Source organism: Paenibacillus xylanilyticus (assembly GCF_013359935.1).
Taxonomy (GTDB): Bacteria; Bacillota; Bacilli; order Paenibacillales; family Paenibacillaceae; genus Paenibacillus; species Paenibacillus xylanilyticus.
In genome coordinates this window covers 14,541-34,408 of the sequence record NZ_JABMCB010000169.1, presented here as the reverse complement: position 1 = coordinate 34,408, position 19,868 = coordinate 14,541, and the positions used below count along the sequence as shown (strand labels likewise).

The following is a 19,868-nucleotide window of genomic DNA, read 5'->3' as shown; positions in this document are numbered from 1 at the left end:
TCTGTAAAACCATTTGCTTTAGGCAAATTGAGTATTACAATATAAGCATAGGCTTATATTTGTCTGAAATAAAGTTTTTTTATCGACACTCAAGTATCTCAAGAAGATTGATTATAGTCTACGGAAGAAGGTGTGCTTTTGCTTATGGAATGGATGGACTTTGTACCAAAACAAATTTTAGTTATTCATCATAATCCAATGATGATCAGCTTATTACAATTCGGTTTATCCAAGCAAGGATACCACGTCAAAAACTTTGAAGATAGACACTATACAGATTCGAGTCATCTGGATCTGATTATTTTAGATTCGAAGCGAGCCAAGGAGAGGGATATTCTTTTGACAATACAGTCTTTTCGACATACGCCACCAATTCTCTTGCTTGCTGAGACGCCCGTTGATGATGAAAGAAATGAAGCTGGAGAAGGTTTAGATTTTGTTAAGGAAAATCTTAACGTTCCTTTTGAATTTGAGGAATTGAACTTGAAACTAAAGTTGATTTGGGCCAAGTACAGAATGAAGATTCGACCTTATGACTGGCAAGTATCTGTTCAACATAAAGCATTTAAGTTAAATGAAATTGAAATTTATCTCGATTGTATGGAGATACGTTTGGGGCATGTTCGTCAGGCACTACGCAAGGCAGAAATTTATCTGTTAATGCAACTTCTTCAACGGCCAGAGCAGTATACATCGGCTGAACAGCTAAAACTTTTGCTAGCGAAAGACATTGTACTGGACCGGAGGCGTGTTGAGTATTACGTGAATGAACTGCGGCGGAAGATAGAGATATTTGATGATTTGATTCATATTCAGACGAAACGAAACTTTGGATATTGCTTGCAATTTAAAGGAGTGAGTTAATGAAGCAGCCCAAACGAATATTTTTCTGGTGTACACATAATCGTTGTCGAAGTCAGCTCGCGGCTTCGTATACTTCTTTCTATGCGGACAGACGGGTTCAGGTCGATAGCGGAGGAATTGATCCGAGGCCTGTTCATACACTCACCGTTCAAGTTCTTCAGGAAGAACATGTGCCTTGTCATGAAGAGTCGGGCAAGCTCCTCAATATGATTTCATTTGTAGATTCCGACGTTATTATTATACTGTGCGATGAGACCAGAGAGGCCTGTCCCGTAATCCCTTTTGGTCTGGATTACCGAGTATGGCCGATTACCGATCCACTCGCTGCAAATAATCCTACGATCCTTGCTGTTCGTCAAACTAGAGATGAGATCAAAATGTACGTGAGAGAGCTACTTAACGAATATGGATTACTCCGGACTTTTTGAATCCAAAACGATTGTGGCTAAACCTTTTACACAGATTTAACACAAAAGGAGAATTCATTTAATCATATAAACTAATAATGATATGTGTATATAAACATTAAATTTTAGGAGCGATGGGGATCATGAAAAAGGGAAAATGGTTTTATATGCTGTTGGTGCTGGTAGGAGCACTATCTTTGTCAGCATGCGCAGGGGGTACAGCTAGTACAGGTAGTAACGAGAGTTCAGGGAATGGACAAACCGCTACATCAGAAGAACAAGGCACCTCGGAAAAATTGACAGGAACGGTGGATATTGACGGATCAAGTACGGTATATCCCGTTACTGAGGCGGTAGCTGAAGAGTTTGGTAAAGAACATGGAGATGTCCGTGTCACCGTTGGTGTTTCAGGTACAGGAGGCGGGTTTAAACGATTTGCTAACGGAGAGACGGCGATTAATAATGCATCCCGTCCAATTAAACCGGAAGAAGCCGAAAATGCGAAAGCAAATGGCGTAGAGTATCTGGAACTTGAAGTTGCATATGATGGTCTTTCCGTCTTGGTCAATCCCGAGAATGACTGGGTCGATCATCTGACTGTAGAAGAGTTGCACAGCATCTTCAAACCTGGAAGTACAGTCATGAAATGGAGTGACGTACGCAGTGAATGGCCAAATGAGAATATTAAAATCTACTCACCAGGTGCCGATTCAGGAACATTTGACTACTTCACAGAAACGGTAAACGAGGAAGCGCAGCAAAGCCGGAACGATGCGCAAGTTACATTCAGTGAAGATGATAATACACTGGTTCAAGGTGTGGCAGGTGAGAAGTATTCCCTTGGGTATTTCGGATTTGCTTACTATGAAGAGAATCAGGACAAGTTGAAGGTGGTTCCCATTGATGGAGGAAACGGTCCAATTACACCTACACACGAAACGATTAATGATGGGACCTATGCACCTCTATCCAGACCGCTTTATATTTATGTGAACAAACAAAAGCTGGAAAATCCTGAAGTTATGGCATTTGTTGAATACTACTTGACGAATGCTGCTGAATTGTCAGAAGAGGTCGGCTATATTCGTTTGCCAGAAGAAATGTATAAGGAAGATTTGGAGAAGTTAAAGTAACCGCGTAAACCTTAACGTGTGTGATGCTTCTTGGGGACCAAGAGGCGTCACACACGCTTTAGTTTTTAATGAGGAGAGCTGATATGAACACAATACCCCAAGGAAATCATCCTTTTCGCTCTAACCAGGTGCGATACGCAGATTATGTGATGCCTTTCCTTTTATTCTTATGTGCATTGGTGTCCATCCTTACAACAATAGGCATCGTATACACACTCGTTTCAGAATCCATTGCATTCTTCAAGCAGGTGCCGATTCTTGAATTTTTAACAGGTACGACTTGGGCGCCGTTAATTCAGCCAGTAAGCTTTGGGGTAGTTCCGTTAATGTTTGGAACATTGATGGTCACGCTAATTGCTTGTTGTATTGCCATCCCTGTAGGGCTGGCAACAGCCATTTATTTGAGTGAATATGCAACACTGCGAGTACGAAACATCGTGAAACCTGTGCTAGAGGTTTTGGCCGGAGTTCCAACCATCGTTTATGGATATTTTGCCTTAAGCTTTATTACCCCTGTCATTCAAACGCTTATTCCCGGAACGAGTCTGTTTAATGCCCTAAGTGCAGGAATTGCCGTTGGCGTGATGATCATTCCTATGGTTTCATCACTCAGCGAAGATGCCATGAGAGCTGTGCCCAGCAGTTTGCGATACGGGGCTTATGCGCTGGGGGCAACACGATTTGAAGTGGCTGTACAAGTTGTTCTTCCTGCAGCATTATCCGGAATTATCTCTTCATTTGTTCTTGCCTTTTCTCGTGCTATAGGAGAGACCATGATTGTAACTGTTGCAGCAGGTGCGACTCCTCAGCTTACGGCGAACCCACTTGATAGTATTCAAACCATGACAGCTTACATCGTGCAAGTGAGTTTGGGTGATACTCCGCATGGATCACTAGCGTATGGATCTATTTTTGCTGTAGGTCTTACGTTGTTTGTAATCACGCTTATCTTAAATATCATTGCTGCGGCTGTATCGAAAAGATATAGGGAGGTCTACTAAATGCCTGAAACGGTTGTGAAGCAGAACATCCAGAGTACAGAAACAAAACAGGTTCAGGCCAGAAAAAAAAGAGACGGTTGGATGAAAATTTTGTTTCTGGCGGCGACGTCCGTCGGGGTACTTGCACTTATGCTTCTTATTATCGATATTATGATTGACGGAGTTGCTACATTTACTCCTGAGTTATTTACCAATTACCCTTCTCGCAGGGCAGAGGGGTCTGGCTTGAAGTCAGCCCTCGTTGGAACGCTCTATATGGTCTGTATCATGGCTCCAATTTCATTTCTTATTGGTGTCGGAGCAGCTATATTTTTGGAAGAGTACGCAAAGAAAAACAGGCTGACTAGACTAATACAGCTTAATATTAGTACACTTGCCGGAGTTCCATCCATTGTCTATGGTATCCTGGGACTCACCATTTTTGTGAGAGGATTAAACCTGGAGCGAAGTCTGATATCCGGGGCATTAACCATGACACTGCTTGTCCTGCCGGTGATTATCGTGTCTGCACAAGAAGCGATAAAAGCCGTTCCAGGTTCCCGCAGAGATGCTTCTTTTGCACTGGGAGCCAGCAAATGGCAGACCGTACAACGTTCTGTCCTTCCGTCCGCTTTTCCAGGGATCTTGACGGGGATCATTTTGGCAGTGTCCAGAGCAATCGGAGAAACGGCTCCTCTGGTGATGATTGGAGCTTTAACCTATGTAGCCTTTTTACCTAGTAATCTGATGGACCAATTTACGGTGCTTCCTATACAGGTATACAACTGGATATCCAAACCGCAGACTTCGTTTCACGATTTAGCCGCGAGTGGTATTATTGTTCTGCTCATTCTGCTGCTTACACTTAATCTGATTGCCGTTGTATTGAGAAATAAATATCAGAAAAACCTGTAATTTTAAGGAGACATATTGTATGAACGCCATTCAAATTCAAGACTTGAGTGTATTTTATGGACAGCAACAGGCTGTGAAAAATATTAGTCTAGATGTACCTGAACATTCCATTACTGCGTTTATTGGTCCTTCGGGCTGTGGAAAATCAACACTTCTTCGAACCATTAACCGGATGAATGATCGTATCGATGGGGTGCGAATTGAAGGAAATATTCGCATTATGGGGCATGCTATCTATGATGATCAAGTGCGTGTGGAACTACTCCGAAAAAAAGTGGGAATGGTGTTTCAGCAGCCTAATCCGTTTCCCAAATCAATCTATGATAATATCGCTTATGGTCCTCGGTTACACGGCATTACCCGCAAACCCGAGTTGAATGATATTGTGGAGAAGAGTCTGAAAGCAGCGGTTTTATGGGACGAAGTGAAAGACCTGCTAAAAAAATCCGCTCTGCAGCTTTCAGGAGGACAACAGCAGCGCTTATGTATCGCCCGAGCTCTGGCGATGAATCCTGAAATTTTGCTGATGGATGAGTCTACTGCTGCATTAGATCCGTTATCCACCCTTAAAATTGAAGAACTCGTTAAAGAACTTCGACAATCCTATACGATTGTGATGGTGACTCACAACTTGCATCAAGCTGCAAGGATTTCAGATCATTGTGCCTTTTTTCTGGATGGAGAACTGATTGAATACGACGACACAAGCCAAATATTTAGTAACCCGAAAAATCCAAAAACGGAGAATTATGTTGCAGGTCGTTTTGGTTGAAGGTTATGTTCACGAAAGAAGCATTACACTGACTTCCTTGATTTCAACATATCCTTGCTTTAGAATATAAATATAAACTTATATATCAGTTAGGATTGTTGAACGCAGGGAAGGATGAACGCAAATGGAATCTATTGAACAAATTTCAGATAAGTTAAAGTTGCTTGGAGATAAAACCCGTCTGACCATGCTCATTCTCTTAAGAGAGAAAGAATGGTGTGTATGTGATTTTGTTGAAGTACTTGATATGTCTCAACCCGGAATTAGCCAACATTTACGCAAATTAAAGTCTCAGGGGATTGTTAGCGAAACACGCCGGGGGCAGTGGGTATACTATTCCTTAGATGTAGAAGATAAGCCATATATTAAAGCGGTGCTCGATCAGATGCCAGATCAGGAAACTGTGCTACTGTCTTTGGGGAAAAAAGGAGTCGGTTCCCAGTGTTAAGGGAGGCTGAATACTCAACCGAATAAAACGGTGTGCGTGGACTTTTTATACCATGGAGTCGACGCACACTTTTTTTACGGTAAAGGATTGATACAATTAAATAATTATATTATAATATAATTATTAGATTATATATTCTGGAAGGAGGAATTCAATTGAAGACCATACATGAAGCGGCAGACAAACTAAAGCTCTTGGGAGACAAAACCCGTTTAACCATGTTGACGCTCCTTAAAGATCGGGATTGGTGTGTTTGCGAATTTGTTGATGTCTTGGATATTTCTCAACCGGGGATTAGTCAGCATTTACGTAAATTAAAGGATCAAGGGATGGTTAAGGAAAATAAACGAGGACAGTGGGTCTACTATTCTTTAAATGTGGATGATACACCTTATATCAAAACCGTTCTGGACGCCATGCCTGATTCCCAAAACATTCTCCGGACTTTGAACAAGGTGGACGTACCTCGCATTTGTAGTTGAACTTTTGATCATTATATAAGTACATCATTATATAATGATTGAATGACATGAAGGTATGAGGAGAATGTTATTAGCTATACTGTATTTGATTAGAGGAGGTAGAACTTGTGTTTTCTGTCGTCATGGCCTGCATTATCTTTTTAATTACGCTAGTCCTCGTCATCTGGCAGCCTAAAAACCTGTCCATTGGTTGGTCAGCTTGCGGCGGAGCAATTCTTGCTTTACTTGTGGGTGTGGTCAATCTCCAAGACGTCTGGGATGTGACGCAAATTGTTTGGAATGCCACGCTTGCGTTTGTAGCGATCATTCTGATTTCGTTAATTCTGGATCGTATCGGATTTTTCGAGTGGGCTGCCTTACATATGGCCAAGGCTGCTCACGGAAATGGTGTCCGGATGTTTGTTTACGTCTCGATCTTGGGTGCTGTGGTTTCTGCCTTCTTTGCCAATGACGGAGGCGCACTGATTCTGACACCGATTGTTCTAGCCATGGTACGCGCACTGAATTTCGATGAGAAAAAAGTGTTTCCATTCATTATCGCCAGCGGATTTATTGCGGATACGACCTCTTTGCCACTGGTTGTAAGTAACCTGGTCAACATTGTATCTGCTGACTTCTTTGGGATTACATTCATGGAGTACGCAGGAAGGATGTTTGTTCCGAATCTGTTCTCACTGGTTGCGAGTATCGGCGTATTGTATCTCTTCTTCCGAAAGAGTATTCCCAAACGTTTTGATGCCAGTGAATTGAAACCTCCGGTATCTGCCATTAAAGATATGAAAATGTTTCGATTGTCGTGGGTGGTCTTGGGAGTTCTGCTCATTGGATACTTCACCAGTGAATTCGTTGGTATTCCCGTATCCCTTGTGGCCGGTGTTGTCGCGATATTCTTCCTGTTCATGGCTTCCCGCAGTTCTGCTGTACCGACTACATTGGTGGTCAAAGAAGCGCCGTGGGCCATCGTATTCTTCTCCATCGGCATGTATGTCGTAGTTTATGGTCTACGTAACGTGGGTTTAACGGATCTCCTGGCCGTGGTCATCCAGGCTGTGGCGGATCAAGGATTGTTTGCTGCAACGATTGGTATGGGCTTTATCGCAGCAATTATTTCATCCTTGATGAACAATATGCCTACCGTGCTAATTGATGCACTTGCCATTGATGCAACAACGGCTACGGGAACGGTTCGGGAGGCGCTCATCTACGCCAATATTATTGGATCAGACCTGGGGCCAAAGATTACCCCGATCGGTTCACTGGCGACGCTGCTCTGGCTTCATGTGCTTAGCACGAAAGGCGTCAAAATCTCATGGGGAACTTACTTTAAGACAGGTATCATTATCACCGTTCCGACTCTGCTTATTACGCTATTGGGTCTGTATCTGTGGTTAAGCATTATATAAAAGCATTCTATAATTCAAACAACGAGGAGACGATGAACATGAGTAAAAAAACACTGTACTTCCTATGCACAGGCAACTCTTGCCGGAGCCAAATGGCCGAAGGCTGGGCCAAGAAATATCTAAGTGAGGACTGGAACATCTATAGTGCAGGCATCGAGGCACACGGTCTGAATCCAAAAGCAGTGGAAGCCATGAAAGAAGTTGACCTGGATATTTCCACTCAAACTTCCGATATCATTGATTCAGAGTTGTTGAACAATGCTGATTTTGTAGTCACATTGTGTGGAGACGCCGCGGATAAATGTCCAATGACACCACCACATGTCAAGCGGGAACACTGGGGATTCGATGATCCTGCCAAAGCGCAAGGTACAGATGAAGAGAAGTGGGCTGTATTCCAAACGGTTCGTGACCAGATTGGGGAGCGCATTAAAACGTTCGCTGAAACCGGCAAATAATACAAACTGCCGGGAGAATGTTTCCCGGCTTTTCTAATTTCGAAAGGGGTGTTCGGTTTGAAAACAATGGAGATCTACGATCCTGCGATGTGTTGTTCTTCCGGCGTGTGTGGTCCGGGTGTTGATCCGGAACTGATTCGTGTATCTGCTGTCGTCCATAATCTGCAAAAGAAACAGTTTCAGGTATCTCGTTATAACTTATCCAGTGAACCTGATGCTTTTGTGTCAAGTCCGCTCGTAGGACAGCTTTTGGCTGAAAAGGGTCCCCAAGTGCTGCCAATTATTATTGTTGATGGGCAAGTCGTAAAGGAAAGTGCTTACCCAAGCAATGACGAATTTGTTCAATGGACGGGTCTGACGGAAGAAGAGCTAGTGGCTAAACCGAGAATACGACTTGAAGTCAACACCAAATCTAAGCTTTAGGGAAGAAGGTCCTCTCAACATGTTAAACCGATTTGAACCGAAATCCATGTCGTTAACCCCTTATCTGTTTTTTACCGGAAAAGGGGGCGTAGGCAAGACGTCCACGGCTTGTGCAACAGCCGTATCCCTTGCCGATTCGGGAAAGCGTGTTTTGCTGGTGAGCACCGATCCAGCTTCTAACCTACAGGATGTTTTTGGTATGGAGCTTTCTAATCACCCCGTACCTGTAATTGGAATGAAAAATCTGGATGCCGCCAATCTCGATCCTGAAACCGCTGCTAATGAGTACAAAGCTGAGATGGTTGGGCCATACCGCGGCGTGCTTCCAGACACAGTGATCGCGACGATGGAAGAGCAATTATCTGGAGCCTGTACGGTTGAAATAGCTGCCTTTAATGAGTTCAGTTCCATGCTGACTAATCAAGAACTGCGAGAGCAGTATGATCACATCTTGTTCGATACGGCTCCGACAGGGCACACGCTGCGTTTGTTGCAATTGCCAACCGCCTGGAGCGGGTTTTTATCTGAAAGTACACATGGGGCTTCCTGTCTGGGACCGCTTGCCGGTCTGGAAGCGAAAAAAACATTATATGAGGATGCCGTCCAGACCTTGTCTGATTCCAATGAAACGACACTTGTACTGGTCACTCGTCCGGATGATTCTCCGCTGAAAGAAGCTGCGCGGGCATCGCAAGAGCTTGGAGAGATCGGTATTCAGAATCAGTTGTTGATCGTGAACGGGATGCTTTCTTCGGTTATGGAGCAGGATACGGTTTCTTCTGCTTTTTACGGTCGACAGGTACGTGCATTGGAGAAGCTTCCTGAAGCCGTTCAGCAGCTTCCAATTTATCAAATTCCTCTAGCGCCATTTAACATCACTGGCATTGAGCATTTGCGTCATTTCTTTGATGCCCCGGAGGTTAGCCTGGTACAGGAGAAAAATGTAAATCCTTCGTTGGTTTTCCCCTTGCAACATCTCATAGATGATATGGAGAGCAAAGGGATCCGAGTGATCTTCACCATGGGAAAAGGCGGCGTAGGCAAAACAACGGTTGCATCTGCTATTGCAGTTGGTCTGGCAGAGAGAGGTCACCGGGTACATCTGAGCACAACCGATCCCGCTTCCCATCTGAGTCATGTGCTCGAACAAGAGACGGACAACATCACCGTGAGTTGTATCGATCCGAAGGTTGAACTGGAACGATATAAACAGGAAGTCCTGGAGCAGAACAAGGATTCTTTGGACGAGGATGGTCTGGCTTACCTGGAAGAAGATTTAAGATCGCCTTGTACTGAAGAAATTGCAGTTTTCCGTGCATTTGCCAATCTGGTTGAACGAAGCAGCCATGAGATTGTCGTTATTGATACGGCTCCAACAGGGCACACGTTACTTCTTCTCGATGCAACGGAAGAGTATCATAAGGAGATTGCACGTTCAGCAGGTGCCATACCGGCTGCGGTTCAGCATTTGTTACCACGACTTCGTGATCCGAATGAAACAAGTGTTGTTATTGTTACACTCGCAGAGGCTACACCGTATTATGAGGCTTTTCGTTTGGAACAGGACTTGCAGCGGGCCAGTATACCAACCAAGTGGTGGACTATTAATCAAAGTTTTGCCGTGACAGACACCATGGATCCTATTCTTAGCGGACGAGCCATTGCTGAGCAGGAATGGATTCAGCAGATTCATAAAGCTTCAGAGGGAAACACCGTAATTATTCCTTGGGAATCCAAAGAGGTTGTTGGTTATGACAGTCTAAAGACCTGGACTGAAGTAGTAAGCCCGAATGAAGTATAAAAGGAGACTGATCGACGATGGTGATTACCGATGGAGCAAAAGCCTATATTGTAGAAATGATGAGAGAAGCAGGCGTGCATACGCTTCGATTTGCCATGGTTAGCGGAGGGTGCTGTGGGCCCAGTTATCAACTAGGGCTCGCTGATCCTGATGAGAATGATGTGGTACAGGAAATAAATGCGATTCGCGTAGCTGTTGATCCTGAGATAGTAGCTACCGTAAAATCAATCACCCTGGATGTGGAACAATACGACGATGGACTTGGACTCGTCGTTAGTGGAGGCTCAAGTTGCTGTTAAGCACAATTAGAAAACAGGAGGATAACGATGTCTAACTATCATGAACTGGTTAAAGGTAAAGTATATATTGGGGGAGCAGATGCTGCTCTAAGTGCGATTAAGGAGCAAGGTGTAACTGAGGTATTTGATCTCCGAGATGATGGTAAGGCACAAGAAGGATTTCCTGATTCAGCACACCGACATCATTATCCAATTGTTGAAAATCGGAATGATCAGGAAGAATCCATCAAGTCCGCTATTCAAGCCGTGACTGAAGCTGTTCAGGAAGGTAAAAAAGTATTCTTTCACTGTGCTGGTGGCCGGAACCGTACGGGTACAGTAGCTACAGCTCTTTTGATGAACTTGGGTGAAGCTACTACAGTTGAAGAAGCCGAAAAACTCGCAATGGAGAGACGTCCGGACATTTCAATCAAGCCTGAAATGCGTCATGTACTGAAGAATATGTATGAAGCAAATAATAGTTAATATTATTTCTTTTAATAAAGGGACGTTGTCATACACAATGACGACGTCCCTTTATCATTTTTTTTAGTAGTCGCTGAAGAGCGTTGTTTTCATCCCTTTATCCGTGCATTCCAGCTTGGTGAATGAGTTTTTCCATAATCATAATATCAATAAGTTCGCCATCCATAATACCTTGCTGTTCAAAAACACCTACAGTTCGATACCCCAGTTTCTGGTATAATCCTTGCCCAGCCTTATTAAAGGGAAAGGTAAACAACACAATTTTATGAAAGTTATGCTTCCTCGCTTCATTTTCTAACTCCAAAAGGAGCGCATTTCCAATGCCTTTTCCACGATACTCTCTATGAATATATATCGACAAATCAGCGACACCGTGATAAGCACAACGGTGCGAGTACGGATTTAACGAAGCCCATCCAATAACTTGTTCTGATACCTCTGCTACCAATGCGACATGTCTCCCTTGATGTTGGTTAAACCATTTTTGTATGTATATCATATCTTTCGTTTCCGTTTCTAGCGTTGCAATTCGATCTTCAATGCCTTGATTGTAGATGCCCAATATACTATTTAAATCGTTCACTTTGGCTTGGCGGATAGATACCATTTGCATATAAGAATCCCTCACTTTTTAACTATCTATTGTAAGTAAATAATGAATTCATGAACAGACTTTAGCATGACTGTTTTTGGAAATCAACACTTAAATTTAATGTTGAACAACGAAAAATAAAGTTGCTATTTGCAAATTATCAGAATATAATAAAGGAAAATTATTCAAGTAAATGTATTTTGTATCCTTATTTTAAGGTGAATTAAGCCATAAATAATGAAGTGTATTCAATGTGTGATTCTTATTCATTTAAATGTGATATATAACAAGGCGTGTAATTACTTGCGTTAAACAACTATTATAAGTGAGTTATCATGTCTGTCTTTACATAAGGATAGATTGATATAAATGTACTAACCATTCTATCGTGAGGTGAATTTAAAATGCTCCAATTATTGCCTGAGCTACATCGGAAGTATACTGATTTTGTGGAAGAAGCTCTAAGAGCGGAGTACCTCTCACCCAGAGATCGAGCATTAGTTGAACTAACAAGTGCGATGATAATCGGAGATCAAGAAGATTTGAGGAAGGCACTTATTTCTGCTAAGCAAGAGTTCATTACGAACGAAGAAATTGGACAAGTTGCCGGTATCATCGCCGTAGCCAAAACAAAGAAATTATTCAATGAAACCTCCACTCAAGAAGGTATCTTGCCACAGAGTTCCCAATCCGAGTGTTGCAGATAAGGAGGGATTAAAATGGTGAATCGTCCTGCAGTTCTGCTTATTGGTCGGCGAGATGATGTTGAGGAAATCCTTTTCATAAAGGAACAAGGCTATAAGGTGGTTCTCATGAATACGAAGATACCTTTTGAAGATGCCATGATTGCAGATTTCCCTTTTGAAATGGATTTGAATCAGGAAGAAGAGGCAATCGCTAAGGCAATCGAAATATCTAAACGGCTTTCTATTGTTGCTGTGTATACGAATAATGAATATCGCATCGTTCTAGGTGCGAAAATAGCCGAGGCCTTGGGTCTGCAATTCCACTTATCTTCACAGGCCGCTTTAAATTGCCGCAGCAAAGCACAAACCCGCGCATGTTTAACCAAACACCAGGTATCCCCCATCCAATACGCTTTAATCCAAACACCTGCAGAGATACTACACATCCTTAGTGAAATGAAGTTACCCGTTATCGTAAAACCTTCTAATGATGCGGGCAGTCATATGGTACAAAAATGTAATACGTTAGAAGAAGCATGGAGTGCTGCTGAACTTATTAGCACTAATGCTCTAAACTGGGTTGGACAACCTTTAGAGAAGCATATTCTCGTAGAGGAATACATCGAAGGACCTGAATTTAGTGTTGAGTCATGTACGATCAATGGAACCACACATATCATTGCAATTACCGCTAAAAATACATCCGCATTAATTGAAGAAGGACACTTGGTACCCGCTCTATTATCAGAACAGGATTCTACCCTGATTCAAGAGGTCGTTATTAAGGCTTTGGCGGTCCTAGGCGTAGATTATATTGTCTCCCACACTGAAGTTAAGCTTTCTACTCAAGGACCCAAAGTAATCGAGGTGAATGCGAGGGTGGGCGGAGATCAAATTCACAACTTGGTTCATGCTGTTACCGGATATGATCTGCGTAAGTTGGCATTTCATATTGTTACGGGGGGAACCTTTGCAAGTGCTCCTAGGGACATACCCATCACGGATTCAGCCCAAATTCAATTTTTACTTGCGTATCAAGATGGAAATGTTCGATTGAACAAGAACGCAGCTCAATCAATTGAAGGAATAAAGCAAGTTGAGATCTCTGTTCAAAATGGTGATTACGTAACGATGACTAAAAGCAACTATAATCGGTTGGGCTATATGATAGCTCATGGTGTAGATGGTAAGCATGCATCTCAAGTCTTGAATACTGCGAAAGAAGCCATGCATTTTTTCATAACAAAGGATCAAGATGGAGAGGTGCCTTCGTCCACTGATAAACGTATGGGTGTCATATGAAAAAGAATATTATTTTCCTGTGTTTATCTGTCTTTATATTGGTCGTAGGTACCGGGATTGTAGCGCCACTACTAGCTCCTTATGCAAAAAACTTAGGGGCAACCGGTTTGTGGGTCGGAACGTTGTACAGCGGATTTTACGTAGTTCGTCTTTTAATTGGTACACCGATCGGGAGATTGGCAGATAAAAAAGGACCTAAAGCCATCCTGATCTATAGCCTGATACTTTATCCCTTTATCGCACTAAGTTATGGATTAGCAAGTAGTATAGCGGGACTTCTAGGGGCGCGGTTACTTCATGGCGTAGCATCAGCCATGATGCTACCTATGGCTATGGCTTACATGGGCGAAATCAGCCCTAAAGGGCAAGAAGGCAAGTATATGGGGATATACAACACTGCTATTTTCTTGGCAAATGGGTTGGGACCCTTGCTCGGTGGATATATATCAGTTCAGTACGGGACACAGAATGCATTTTTCTCCTTACTCGGCCTTGCGATCATCGCCTTAGTTATTGTCTTTGTTTTACCTTCATCAAGGGCGAAGAAAGAAACCAATGTGGCTGATCTTAACGAAACCAATTCAGAGCGTACTCATCTGAAACGATCTCCCTGGAGACATCCCGGGATTCTAGCATTGTCCTCCGTCAATGTCATTGTAGCTGTTCTTTCCATGTTCATGATTTCCTTCTTCACCCTATACGCACAAAGCAGAGGGCTTAATGCCCTGATGATTGGTTTATTAATTGCCTTAAACAACATTATTATAGGTGCAACACAGGTCCCGCTAGGTTGGGTGGTTGACCGTTTTAATAAAATGAAGTTAATTCTCATCTCAGCTATGTTAACCACGATTCTTTTAATGATGTTTCCATCTATGCATTCGCTTTGGACGATCGCCTTACTAATGATTGGAACCGGCCTAACTTCTGCAGTCACGCTTGCTTCATCTTCTGCACTGTCAACTGTTCTAGGAAGAGAGGCGGGGATGGGGGCGACGATGGGATTCCTGGGTTCTGCGACAAGCTTGGGAATGATTTTGGGTCCGCTGACATCTGGCATTCTAATGGACACTTTTCAAATTGACACTACGTTCTATTTCTCAGGTTTCCTTTGGATTCTAGGCACCCTTGTTTTCTATGTATTATGGACTGCCTATGTCCGTTCCATAAAAATACAAAGCATCTCGAAGGGAGAAATAACAAATGTCTAATCAAGAACTGGTAGTTTCCAATGTTTCAAACTGCTGCTCACCTGGTCCAGCTGAATTGGATGCAGCAACGCAAGCAATCAAAGACTTTTATAACTCTGTAGCTGAAGGTGAAGGTAACTACTCGGAAGGAACGGATAAATTTTCTCCGTCCGGACCTACAGAACGTATTAAAGAGTTTGTTCTTGCTTCAGATAAACAGCGAATTCTCGATATCGGTTGTGGTATGGGAACAACACTGCTCTCTTTGGTGGAGTCACATGAAGATGGAAAGCAATTTATTGGTGTAGATTTCAGTGAGAACATGATTGCCCGTGCCAGGGAAAAAAGCACCCAATTTCCAGATGGGTTTCGTAAAAAGTTGGGCTTCTTTGTTGCCGATGTCCAGTCGCTTCCGTATATGGATGGCCAGTTTGATTTGATATACAGTGAGTGTGTTCTGAATCTGGTGCCTGACCGGATTAAAGCCATCCAGGAAATTACACGTGTGTTAGCACCTGGGGGTACCTTTATCTACACGGATTTTGTTTCTTATGCACCCGTCCCGTCTTCCATCAAGAATGATTTGTCCTTGGTTAGCGGTTGCCGCGCTGGGAGTATTCAGTTAAGCGAGAACATTGCCCAAATTGAAGAAGCGGGGTATATCGATTTGGAAGTTATCAATTTTACAGATGACAAAAACAAACGATATCGTGAGCTGATGGAATCGAGTGAAGAGTATAAAGATGAATATCTGCAATTTCAGCAGGATCATGCTGAGGCCCATCATTTTTTAGAAGAAAAAGTAGGCTATTACTTGATTAAAGCCACGAAAGTTTAACCGAAGAAGAACCTTGAAAGATAGGGAGGAAGGCTCATGAAGGTCCTGTTGGTTTCTAACTTTGAAGGTGGCTATCAACCGATGACGGTAGCTACAGCCTTGACCGCTTTATTACATGCAGATTTCGATGTGTCTGTGCTTGATACTTATGTCGAAGGAATTGATGAAGGACGATTTCTGGATCAAGAGCTTATCGCCATTTCCATTCCATTATTTGATGCTGTTCAAGCGGCCACTGAACTAACTCAAATCATTCGTCAGGTTAATCCCAAGGCTCATATTACGTACTTTGGTCAGCATGCAACTATTAATGCCAGCCGACTTGCCGGGAAGTATAGTGATTCCTGCGTTTGTGGAGAGTGGGAGAGACCTTTGGTCAATCTTGCAAAGTATCTGTCTGGAGACACTGATTGTACCCTGGATGGGGTTCTCATCGGACGTGATGCTCTGCAGGGTAAAGAAATTCATCCGTATATGTCGAGAGATCATTTAAGCGTTCCGACACGGCATATGCTTCCGCCGCTCTACAAGTATCCCCAGAAGCAAATCAACAAACTATTAGGCTCTGAGCAGATCGTGGGCTCCACTGAAATCGCACGCGGGTGTCATCATAAGTGTCTGTATTGCTCGGTATATGCTGCCTATGAGGGTAAAGTCATCCTGGTATCTGAATCGATTGTACTACAGGATGTCAGAAACCTTGTCGAAGGGGGAATGACGCACTTATCCTTTATTGATGCAGACTTCTTTAATGCAAAATACCACGGTATCAAGATATTGCGTCAGTTACATGAGGATTTTCCTGATCTCACTTACGACTTCACTACCCGAGTAGATCATATTCTTGAAAATAAAGAAACATTAGCTGAAATGAAAGGGCTCGGTGTTAAGTTCATTACATCAGCGTTAGAATTTCCATCGGAAGTTGTACTGGATGCCGTAGCCAAAGACACCTCTATTCAAGATATCGAACAGGCTATTGCATATCTCCGCCACATCGAGATTTCACTCAATCCAACCTTTATCATGTTCAACCCCTGGACCAATACAGAGGATTTAACAACTTTCCGCTCTTTTGTAGATGATAATGACCTGAAGAGCATCATTGACCCCATACAATATGAAACAAGACTGTACCTATATAAGGGCTCCCCTTTACTGAGACAAGCCTCTATACAAACACTTGATCTGATTGAACATGAGTTCTATTACGAATGGAAACACCCTAACCCCGATATGGATGAACTATTTCAAGAGATCGTTACTGTTCCTGAAGACGGTATTTTTAAACGCTGTTGTTTAAAATGTTAAGAGGGGGGACAACCATTTGAATGCGACAGAAGTCAAAGATGGTTTTCCATTATTGAGCTTTGAAACCAGTCGCAGTTCTTTACTACTTGATCTCCGAAAAAAATGGATAGCTGAGTTTATTGGAACCTTCTTCTTAGTATTTGCCGGCACAGGTGCGGTAGTAGTAGATACCACTACAAAAACATTAACACATATCGGGGTAGCTATAACGTTTGGGCTTGTGGTCATGGCTTTGATATATGCTTTTGGACATGTATCAGGTGCTCACTTTAACCCGGCAGTCACCCTCGCTTTTTATTTCTCAAGACAAATCACAGCGATTGAAGCCTTCTCTTATGTTTTCATACAATGTGTTGGAGCCTATGCAGCGAGCCTTACCTTACTATTTATGTTTGGTAATGTAGGGAGATTGGGAGCAACGCTTCCTTCAGGTCCCTGGTTGCAAAGTGCCATTTTGGAATTCATTCTATCCTTTATTTTAATGATGGTCATTTTAAGTTCTGCTGTCCATGCAAAAGCATCAAAATCATTCGCTGGAATCGCTATAGGAGGAACAGTCGCTCTAGAAGCGATGTTTGGAGGTCCTGTAAGTGGGGCATCTATGAATCCTGCACGATCTTTAGGCCCAGCTTTGGCCTCCGGACACTTGGAGTTTTTATGGATATATATCCTATGGACAACCATGGGCGCGATCACGGCTGCTTATGTCTACAGAATACTTCACGAATAACCATTTTGAATGAAAGAGGAGGAGCGTTTATATGAAAAAGGTCCAAATGGTGTTGTTAGGTGGCTTCCTAGGAGCGGGGAAAACAACAACAATGATACAAATGGCCAAAGTTTTACAAGAGCAGGGGAAACAGGTCGCCATCATTACTAACGATCAAGGGAAAGAATTAATTGATACTGAACTCGCACAAATCAGTGGACTGGAAACCAAAGAAGTAACAGGGGGATGTTTCTGCTGTCGGTTTGAAGACTTGTATGAACATTTGAACCAACTTACTTTAGAAAAGAAACCTGATTACATCATTTGTGAAGCCGTTGGTAGTTGCACGGATCTCGCTGCAACGGTCATTCAGCCCTTAAAACAGAATTATGCTAACGAGTTCACAACGGTACCCTTGACTATTGTGGTTGATCCGGCTAGATTGTTGGCTGAATTAAATGAAGAAGAAGCAGGACGTCTTCTATTTTCTCAATCGGTTAGTTATATTTTTGAGAAGCAGTTGGCCGAGGCAGATATTATTGCTGTAAATAAACTGGATCAATACACGGAAGAAGAGATGGATAGAGTGGTCACGTATCTTCATCAACGCTATCCGAATTCAATCATACAGCCGATCTCAGCGACTACAGGTGTTAACTTAGCCCCTCTACTCGATTTATGGAATAGTACAATTCCAAGCGGCCACAAACTTTTGGATATTGATTACAGTGTGTATGCTGAAGGGGAAGCCAAGCTTGCGTGGATGAATATGCTGGGTGACGTGAAGCATTCGGATGGAAAAGCATTCGATCCTCAGCAGTGGGTAGATGGACTTTTAAGTAAATTAAACGGGCATTTTTTGAGGGAAAAGATGGCCGTAGCGCATCTGAAGGTACATGCTGGTAATGATACAGGCTATGTCAAAGCAAGTGTTGTTCAAACAGGTGCAGCACCTATATACACCAATAGCTACTCACAAATGGGTAATCAGTACCGGGTCGTTCTGAACATTAGGATTGAAGCTTCACCGGGACTTCTGGACTTAGTCGTATCGGATGCGATTGCCTCCATTGATCAGGACCTGGAAACGGTTTGGGATCAAACGTACCACGAATGTTTTAGTCCACTGCCTCCACAACCGACTCATCGGATGAAAGTAACTTCTTAAAGTGAGGAGGAACATATGTTGAATACAAAAAACTCTATCGAACTCTTTCCAAATATAAATAGTCAGCAAACAACAGATTGTTGTGATGAAAATGGGTTAGAATCTGCCGATTGCTGCTCTACTCCAGACTATTCCGCTTCTTTGAGTGTATATACTGAAATTAAGCAAAAATTAAAAGAGACATTTGAAAACGAAGTTACTATTCATGTGTATGATTATTCCCTACCTATGGATCGAGCGCTTGCAAAACGGAAGTTAAGATCTCTATTCGAAGAGCGAGGTTTTGCACATATACAGTCAGATAAGCTCATCGAGTTTGCTACACCTGCCGTTGTCATTAATGGTGAGCTTATGAGTTTTGCGGAACAGGTTGAATATGAACATCTCGAGAAAGCTTTACGTTCCAAGTACACACTACAGTAATGTATGAAGACCGCCGAGAGACCTCGGTGGTCTTTTGTTGTATGTAACATAAGCCAGATAATAGATATCTTAAAAAATCTGTGACTGTAGGAGGAGTTAGAGTGTGTGTTTATCCCTTCACAGGTTGACAACAGTTATCAGATTGAAGCATTGCTTTATTCAACAGTTTAATTGAGTTAATCACCATCTCCTTCTCAAATCCACTCATATGCGAAAAGATTTCATCTAGATAGGCACTCATTTGCTGATCAATAGTGGTTGCAACAAACTTCCCTTCGGTTGTAAGTGAGAGTAGATATACACGTCTATCTGTAGAATCTGGTGCTTTGTTAAGTAACTTAAGCTTCACCAAGGATTGAACCTGTCTACTGAAGGTTGTAATATCTGTTCCTAAAGTGTCGGCAATTTGCTGCATGGAGGGATTGTGCTGACGATCTACCTCATACAATATATGACTTTGGGCCGGCGACACATCAATAGCTCCCACGGTACAACAATTCTTATTGAGCAGACCAAACCGTCTGGTCATGATTTGGAACAACTCGCGTACATTTTCCATGTTTTATCACCTCACTTCAGTTATATCTTAACGCATGCAAAATCACAATTGTATATTTGGATTTTCGTTTGTTGAAAGTGTTAGCAGATAAGAATAACACATAGGACTACATAAAACTCAAGTTTTATATAGGAATTATAAGAATTTGTACTGTTAATGTCAGTTGCAAATATGTAACATGTTTTATAACATATGATTCGAGAAATCCCCTTAATCCATGTCATATCAGACACAACAGAC

24 protein-coding genes are annotated in these 19,868 nt (G+C 42.5%); 22 read left to right on the top strand and 2 right to left on the bottom strand.

The features are described from left to right. Positions 1 to 144 precede the first annotated feature (144 nt). The 14 genes from HP552_RS08465 to HP552_RS08400 all read left to right on the top strand — a co-directional run bounded on the left by HP552_RS08465 (position 145) and on the right by HP552_RS08400 (position 10,850). Positions 145 to 864 (top strand): winged helix-turn-helix domain-containing protein, encoded by a 720-nt coding sequence (locus HP552_RS08465; RefSeq protein ID WP_175395100.1) that lies wholly within the window; start codon positions 145 to 147, stop codon positions 862 to 864. Beyond that, on the top strand, positions 864 to 1,292 hold the full coding sequence (locus HP552_RS08460) for an arsenate reductase/protein-tyrosine-phosphatase family protein (protein WP_175395099.1): 429 nt from the start codon (positions 864 to 866) through the stop codon (positions 1,290 to 1,292). Before HP552_RS08465 ends, HP552_RS08460 begins: the two co-directional genes overlap by 1 nt. A 122-nt stretch (positions 1,293 to 1,414) precedes the next feature. Further along, on the top strand, positions 1,415 to 2,404 hold the full coding sequence (locus HP552_RS08455) for a PstS family phosphate ABC transporter substrate-binding protein (RefSeq protein ID WP_024634425.1): 990 nt from the start codon (positions 1,415 to 1,417) through the stop codon (positions 2,402 to 2,404). 83 nt (positions 2,405 to 2,487) lie between these two features. Next, the gene (gene pstC / locus HP552_RS08450; protein WP_024634426.1) at positions 2,488 to 3,405 is read left to right on the top strand and encodes a phosphate ABC transporter permease subunit PstC; all 918 of its coding nucleotides are present in this window, start codon (positions 2,488 to 2,490) and stop codon (positions 3,403 to 3,405) included. Next, positions 3,406 to 4,299, top strand: coding sequence for a phosphate ABC transporter permease PstA (gene pstA / locus HP552_RS08445; RefSeq protein ID WP_024634427.1), 894 nt, complete (start codon positions 3,406 to 3,408; stop codon positions 4,297 to 4,299). Positions 4,300 to 4,318: 19 nt separating this feature from the next. Continuing rightward, positions 4,319 to 5,071, top strand: coding sequence for a phosphate ABC transporter ATP-binding protein PstB (pstB, locus tag HP552_RS08440; protein WP_024634428.1), 753 nt, complete (start codon positions 4,319 to 4,321; stop codon positions 5,069 to 5,071). Between the two features lie 124 nt (positions 5,072 to 5,195). Further along, complete coding sequence (locus HP552_RS08435; protein ID WP_024634429.1) at positions 5,196 to 5,519, top strand: ArsR/SmtB family transcription factor; 324 nt, start codon at positions 5,196 to 5,198, stop codon at positions 5,517 to 5,519. 155 nt (positions 5,520 to 5,674) lie between these two features. Continuing rightward, positions 5,675 to 6,001 (top strand): ArsR/SmtB family transcription factor, encoded by a 327-nt coding sequence (locus HP552_RS08430; protein WP_175395098.1) that lies wholly within the window; start codon positions 5,675 to 5,677, stop codon positions 5,999 to 6,001. Positions 6,002 to 6,108: 107 nt separating this feature from the next. Continuing rightward, positions 6,109 to 7,404 carry an arsenic transporter gene (locus HP552_RS08425; protein WP_312884243.1) on the top strand — a complete coding sequence of 432 codons (1,296 nt, stop codon included), beginning with the start codon at positions 6,109 to 6,111 and terminating at the stop codon, positions 7,402 to 7,404. Positions 7,405 to 7,442: 38 nt separating this feature from the next. Beyond that, the gene (arsC, locus tag HP552_RS08420; RefSeq protein ID WP_175395097.1) at positions 7,443 to 7,862 is read left to right on the top strand and encodes an arsenate reductase (thioredoxin); all 420 of its coding nucleotides are present in this window, start codon (positions 7,443 to 7,445) and stop codon (positions 7,860 to 7,862) included. Positions 7,863 to 7,919: 57 nt separating this feature from the next. Further along, complete coding sequence (arsD, locus tag HP552_RS08415) at positions 7,920 to 8,285, top strand: arsenite efflux transporter metallochaperone ArsD (RefSeq protein WP_175395096.1); 366 nt, start codon at positions 7,920 to 7,922, stop codon at positions 8,283 to 8,285. A 19-nt stretch (positions 8,286 to 8,304) separates the two neighbouring features. After that, entirely contained in the window at positions 8,305 to 10,086 is a 1,782-nt protein-coding gene (arsA, locus tag HP552_RS08410) for an arsenical pump-driving ATPase (protein ID WP_175395095.1), read from the top strand. A gap of 17 nt (positions 10,087 to 10,103) precedes the next feature. Continuing rightward, positions 10,104 to 10,385 (top strand): HesB/IscA family protein, encoded by a 282-nt coding sequence (locus HP552_RS08405; protein WP_076215288.1) that lies wholly within the window; start codon positions 10,104 to 10,106, stop codon positions 10,383 to 10,385. 27 nt (positions 10,386 to 10,412) lie between these two features. Continuing rightward, positions 10,413 to 10,850 (top strand): protein-tyrosine phosphatase family protein, encoded by a 438-nt coding sequence (locus tag HP552_RS08400; RefSeq protein ID WP_076215291.1) that lies wholly within the window; start codon positions 10,413 to 10,415, stop codon positions 10,848 to 10,850. Positions 10,851 to 10,947: 97 nt separating this feature from the next. On the opposite strand, the gene HP552_RS08395 is transcribed toward HP552_RS08400, so the two are convergent. Beyond that, positions 10,948 to 11,463, bottom strand: a complete 516-nt coding sequence (locus HP552_RS08395; protein WP_175395094.1) for an arsinothricin resistance N-acetyltransferase ArsN1 family A — start codon at positions 11,461 to 11,463, stop codon at positions 10,948 to 10,950. Positions 11,464 to 11,846: 383 nt separating this feature from the next. On the opposite strand from HP552_RS08395, the gene HP552_RS08390 reads away from it, so the two are divergent. From HP552_RS08390 to vcpD, 8 genes are read left to right on the top strand one after another with little or no spacing between them, the layout of a single operon-like run. Further along, a complete protein-coding gene (locus HP552_RS08390) occupies positions 11,847 to 12,149 on the top strand; it encodes a carboxymuconolactone decarboxylase family protein (RefSeq protein WP_024634194.1) in 303 nt (100 codons plus the stop codon). A gap of 12 nt (positions 12,150 to 12,161) precedes the next feature. Next, entirely contained in the window at positions 12,162 to 13,430 is a 1,269-nt protein-coding gene (locus HP552_RS08385) for an ATP-grasp domain-containing protein (RefSeq protein ID WP_175395093.1), read from the top strand. Further along, positions 13,427 to 14,641: an MFS transporter gene (locus HP552_RS08380; protein ID WP_175395092.1), complete on the top strand. Its 1,215-nt coding sequence runs from the start codon at positions 13,427 to 13,429 to the stop codon at positions 14,639 to 14,641. The genes HP552_RS08385 and HP552_RS08380 overlap by 4 nt, the downstream gene beginning before the upstream one ends. Further along, positions 14,634 to 15,458 carry a putative arsinothricin biosynthesis methyltransferase ArsM gene (gene arsM / locus HP552_RS08375; RefSeq protein ID WP_024634197.1) on the top strand — a complete coding sequence of 275 codons (825 nt, stop codon included), beginning with the start codon at positions 14,634 to 14,636 and terminating at the stop codon, positions 15,456 to 15,458. Before HP552_RS08380 ends, arsM begins: the two co-directional genes overlap by 8 nt. Before the next feature lie 36 nt (positions 15,459 to 15,494). Next, positions 15,495 to 16,769: an arsinothricin biosynthesis radical SAM protein ArsL gene (gene arsL, locus HP552_RS08370; RefSeq protein ID WP_175395091.1), complete on the top strand. Its 1,275-nt coding sequence runs from the start codon at positions 15,495 to 15,497 to the stop codon at positions 16,767 to 16,769. Between the two features lie 16 nt (positions 16,770 to 16,785). Continuing rightward, a complete protein-coding gene (locus tag HP552_RS08365) occupies positions 16,786 to 17,499 on the top strand; it encodes an MIP/aquaporin family protein (RefSeq protein WP_217506358.1) in 714 nt (237 codons plus the stop codon). A 31-nt stretch (positions 17,500 to 17,530) separates the two neighbouring features. Continuing rightward, positions 17,531 to 18,646 (top strand): GTP-binding protein, encoded by a 1,116-nt coding sequence (locus HP552_RS08360; RefSeq protein WP_175395090.1) that lies wholly within the window; start codon positions 17,531 to 17,533, stop codon positions 18,644 to 18,646. 15 nt (positions 18,647 to 18,661) lie between these two features. Continuing rightward, the gene (gene vcpD / locus HP552_RS08355) at positions 18,662 to 19,069 is read left to right on the top strand and encodes an ArsD-related vicinal cysteine protein VcpD (protein WP_175395089.1); all 408 of its coding nucleotides are present in this window, start codon (positions 18,662 to 18,664) and stop codon (positions 19,067 to 19,069) included. A gap of 109 nt (positions 19,070 to 19,178) precedes the next feature. Here vcpD and HP552_RS08350 read toward each other — a convergent pair whose 3' ends face one another. After that, positions 19,179 to 19,628: a MarR family winged helix-turn-helix transcriptional regulator gene (locus HP552_RS08350; RefSeq protein WP_175395088.1), complete on the bottom strand. Its 450-nt coding sequence runs from the start codon at positions 19,626 to 19,628 to the stop codon at positions 19,179 to 19,181. Positions 19,629 to 19,868 lie beyond the last annotated feature (240 nt).

Excerpts from the sequence above, each read along its gene's own strand:
- HP552_RS08465 (WP_175395100.1), top strand. The coding sequence starts at position 145 with ATGGAATGGATGGACTTTGTACCAAAACAAATTTTAGTTATTCATCAT.
- HP552_RS08460 (WP_175395099.1), top strand. The coding sequence starts at position 864 with ATGAAGCAGCCCAAACGAATATTTTTCTGGTGTACACATAATCGTTGT.
- HP552_RS08455 (WP_024634425.1), top strand. The coding sequence starts at position 1,415 with ATGAAAAAGGGAAAATGGTTTTATATGCTGTTGGTGCTGGTAGGAGCA.
- pstC (WP_024634426.1), top strand. The coding sequence starts at position 2,488 with ATGAACACAATACCCCAAGGAAATCATCCTTTTCGCTCTAACCAGGTG.
- pstA (WP_024634427.1), top strand. The coding sequence starts at position 3,406 with ATGCCTGAAACGGTTGTGAAGCAGAACATCCAGAGTACAGAAACAAAA.
- pstB (WP_024634428.1), top strand. The coding sequence starts at position 4,319 with ATGAACGCCATTCAAATTCAAGACTTGAGTGTATTTTATGGACAGCAA.
- HP552_RS08435 (WP_024634429.1), top strand. The coding sequence starts at position 5,196 with ATGGAATCTATTGAACAAATTTCAGATAAGTTAAAGTTGCTTGGAGAT.
- arsC (WP_175395097.1), top strand. The coding sequence starts at position 7,443 with ATGAGTAAAAAAACACTGTACTTCCTATGCACAGGCAACTCTTGCCGG.
- arsA (WP_175395095.1), top strand. The coding sequence starts at position 8,305 with ATGTTAAACCGATTTGAACCGAAATCCATGTCGTTAACCCCTTATCTG.
- HP552_RS08405 (WP_076215288.1), top strand. The coding sequence starts at position 10,104 with ATGGTGATTACCGATGGAGCAAAAGCCTATATTGTAGAAATGATGAGA.
- HP552_RS08400 (WP_076215291.1), top strand. The coding sequence starts at position 10,413 with ATGTCTAACTATCATGAACTGGTTAAAGGTAAAGTATATATTGGGGGA.
- HP552_RS08395 (WP_175395094.1), bottom strand. The coding sequence starts at position 11,463 with ATGCAAATGGTATCTATCCGCCAAGCCAAAGTGAACGATTTAAATAGT.
- HP552_RS08390 (WP_024634194.1), top strand. The coding sequence starts at position 11,847 with ATGCTCCAATTATTGCCTGAGCTACATCGGAAGTATACTGATTTTGTG.
- HP552_RS08385 (WP_175395093.1), top strand. The coding sequence starts at position 12,162 with ATGGTGAATCGTCCTGCAGTTCTGCTTATTGGTCGGCGAGATGATGTT.
- HP552_RS08380 (WP_175395092.1), top strand. The coding sequence starts at position 13,427 with ATGAAAAAGAATATTATTTTCCTGTGTTTATCTGTCTTTATATTGGTC.
- arsM (WP_024634197.1), top strand. The coding sequence starts at position 14,634 with ATGTCTAATCAAGAACTGGTAGTTTCCAATGTTTCAAACTGCTGCTCA.
- arsL (WP_175395091.1), top strand. The coding sequence starts at position 15,495 with ATGAAGGTCCTGTTGGTTTCTAACTTTGAAGGTGGCTATCAACCGATG.
- HP552_RS08360 (WP_175395090.1), top strand. The coding sequence starts at position 17,531 with ATGAAAAAGGTCCAAATGGTGTTGTTAGGTGGCTTCCTAGGAGCGGGG.
- vcpD (WP_175395089.1), top strand. The coding sequence starts at position 18,662 with ATGTTGAATACAAAAAACTCTATCGAACTCTTTCCAAATATAAATAGT.
- HP552_RS08350 (WP_175395088.1), bottom strand. The coding sequence starts at position 19,628 with ATGGAAAATGTACGCGAGTTGTTCCAAATCATGACCAGACGGTTTGGT.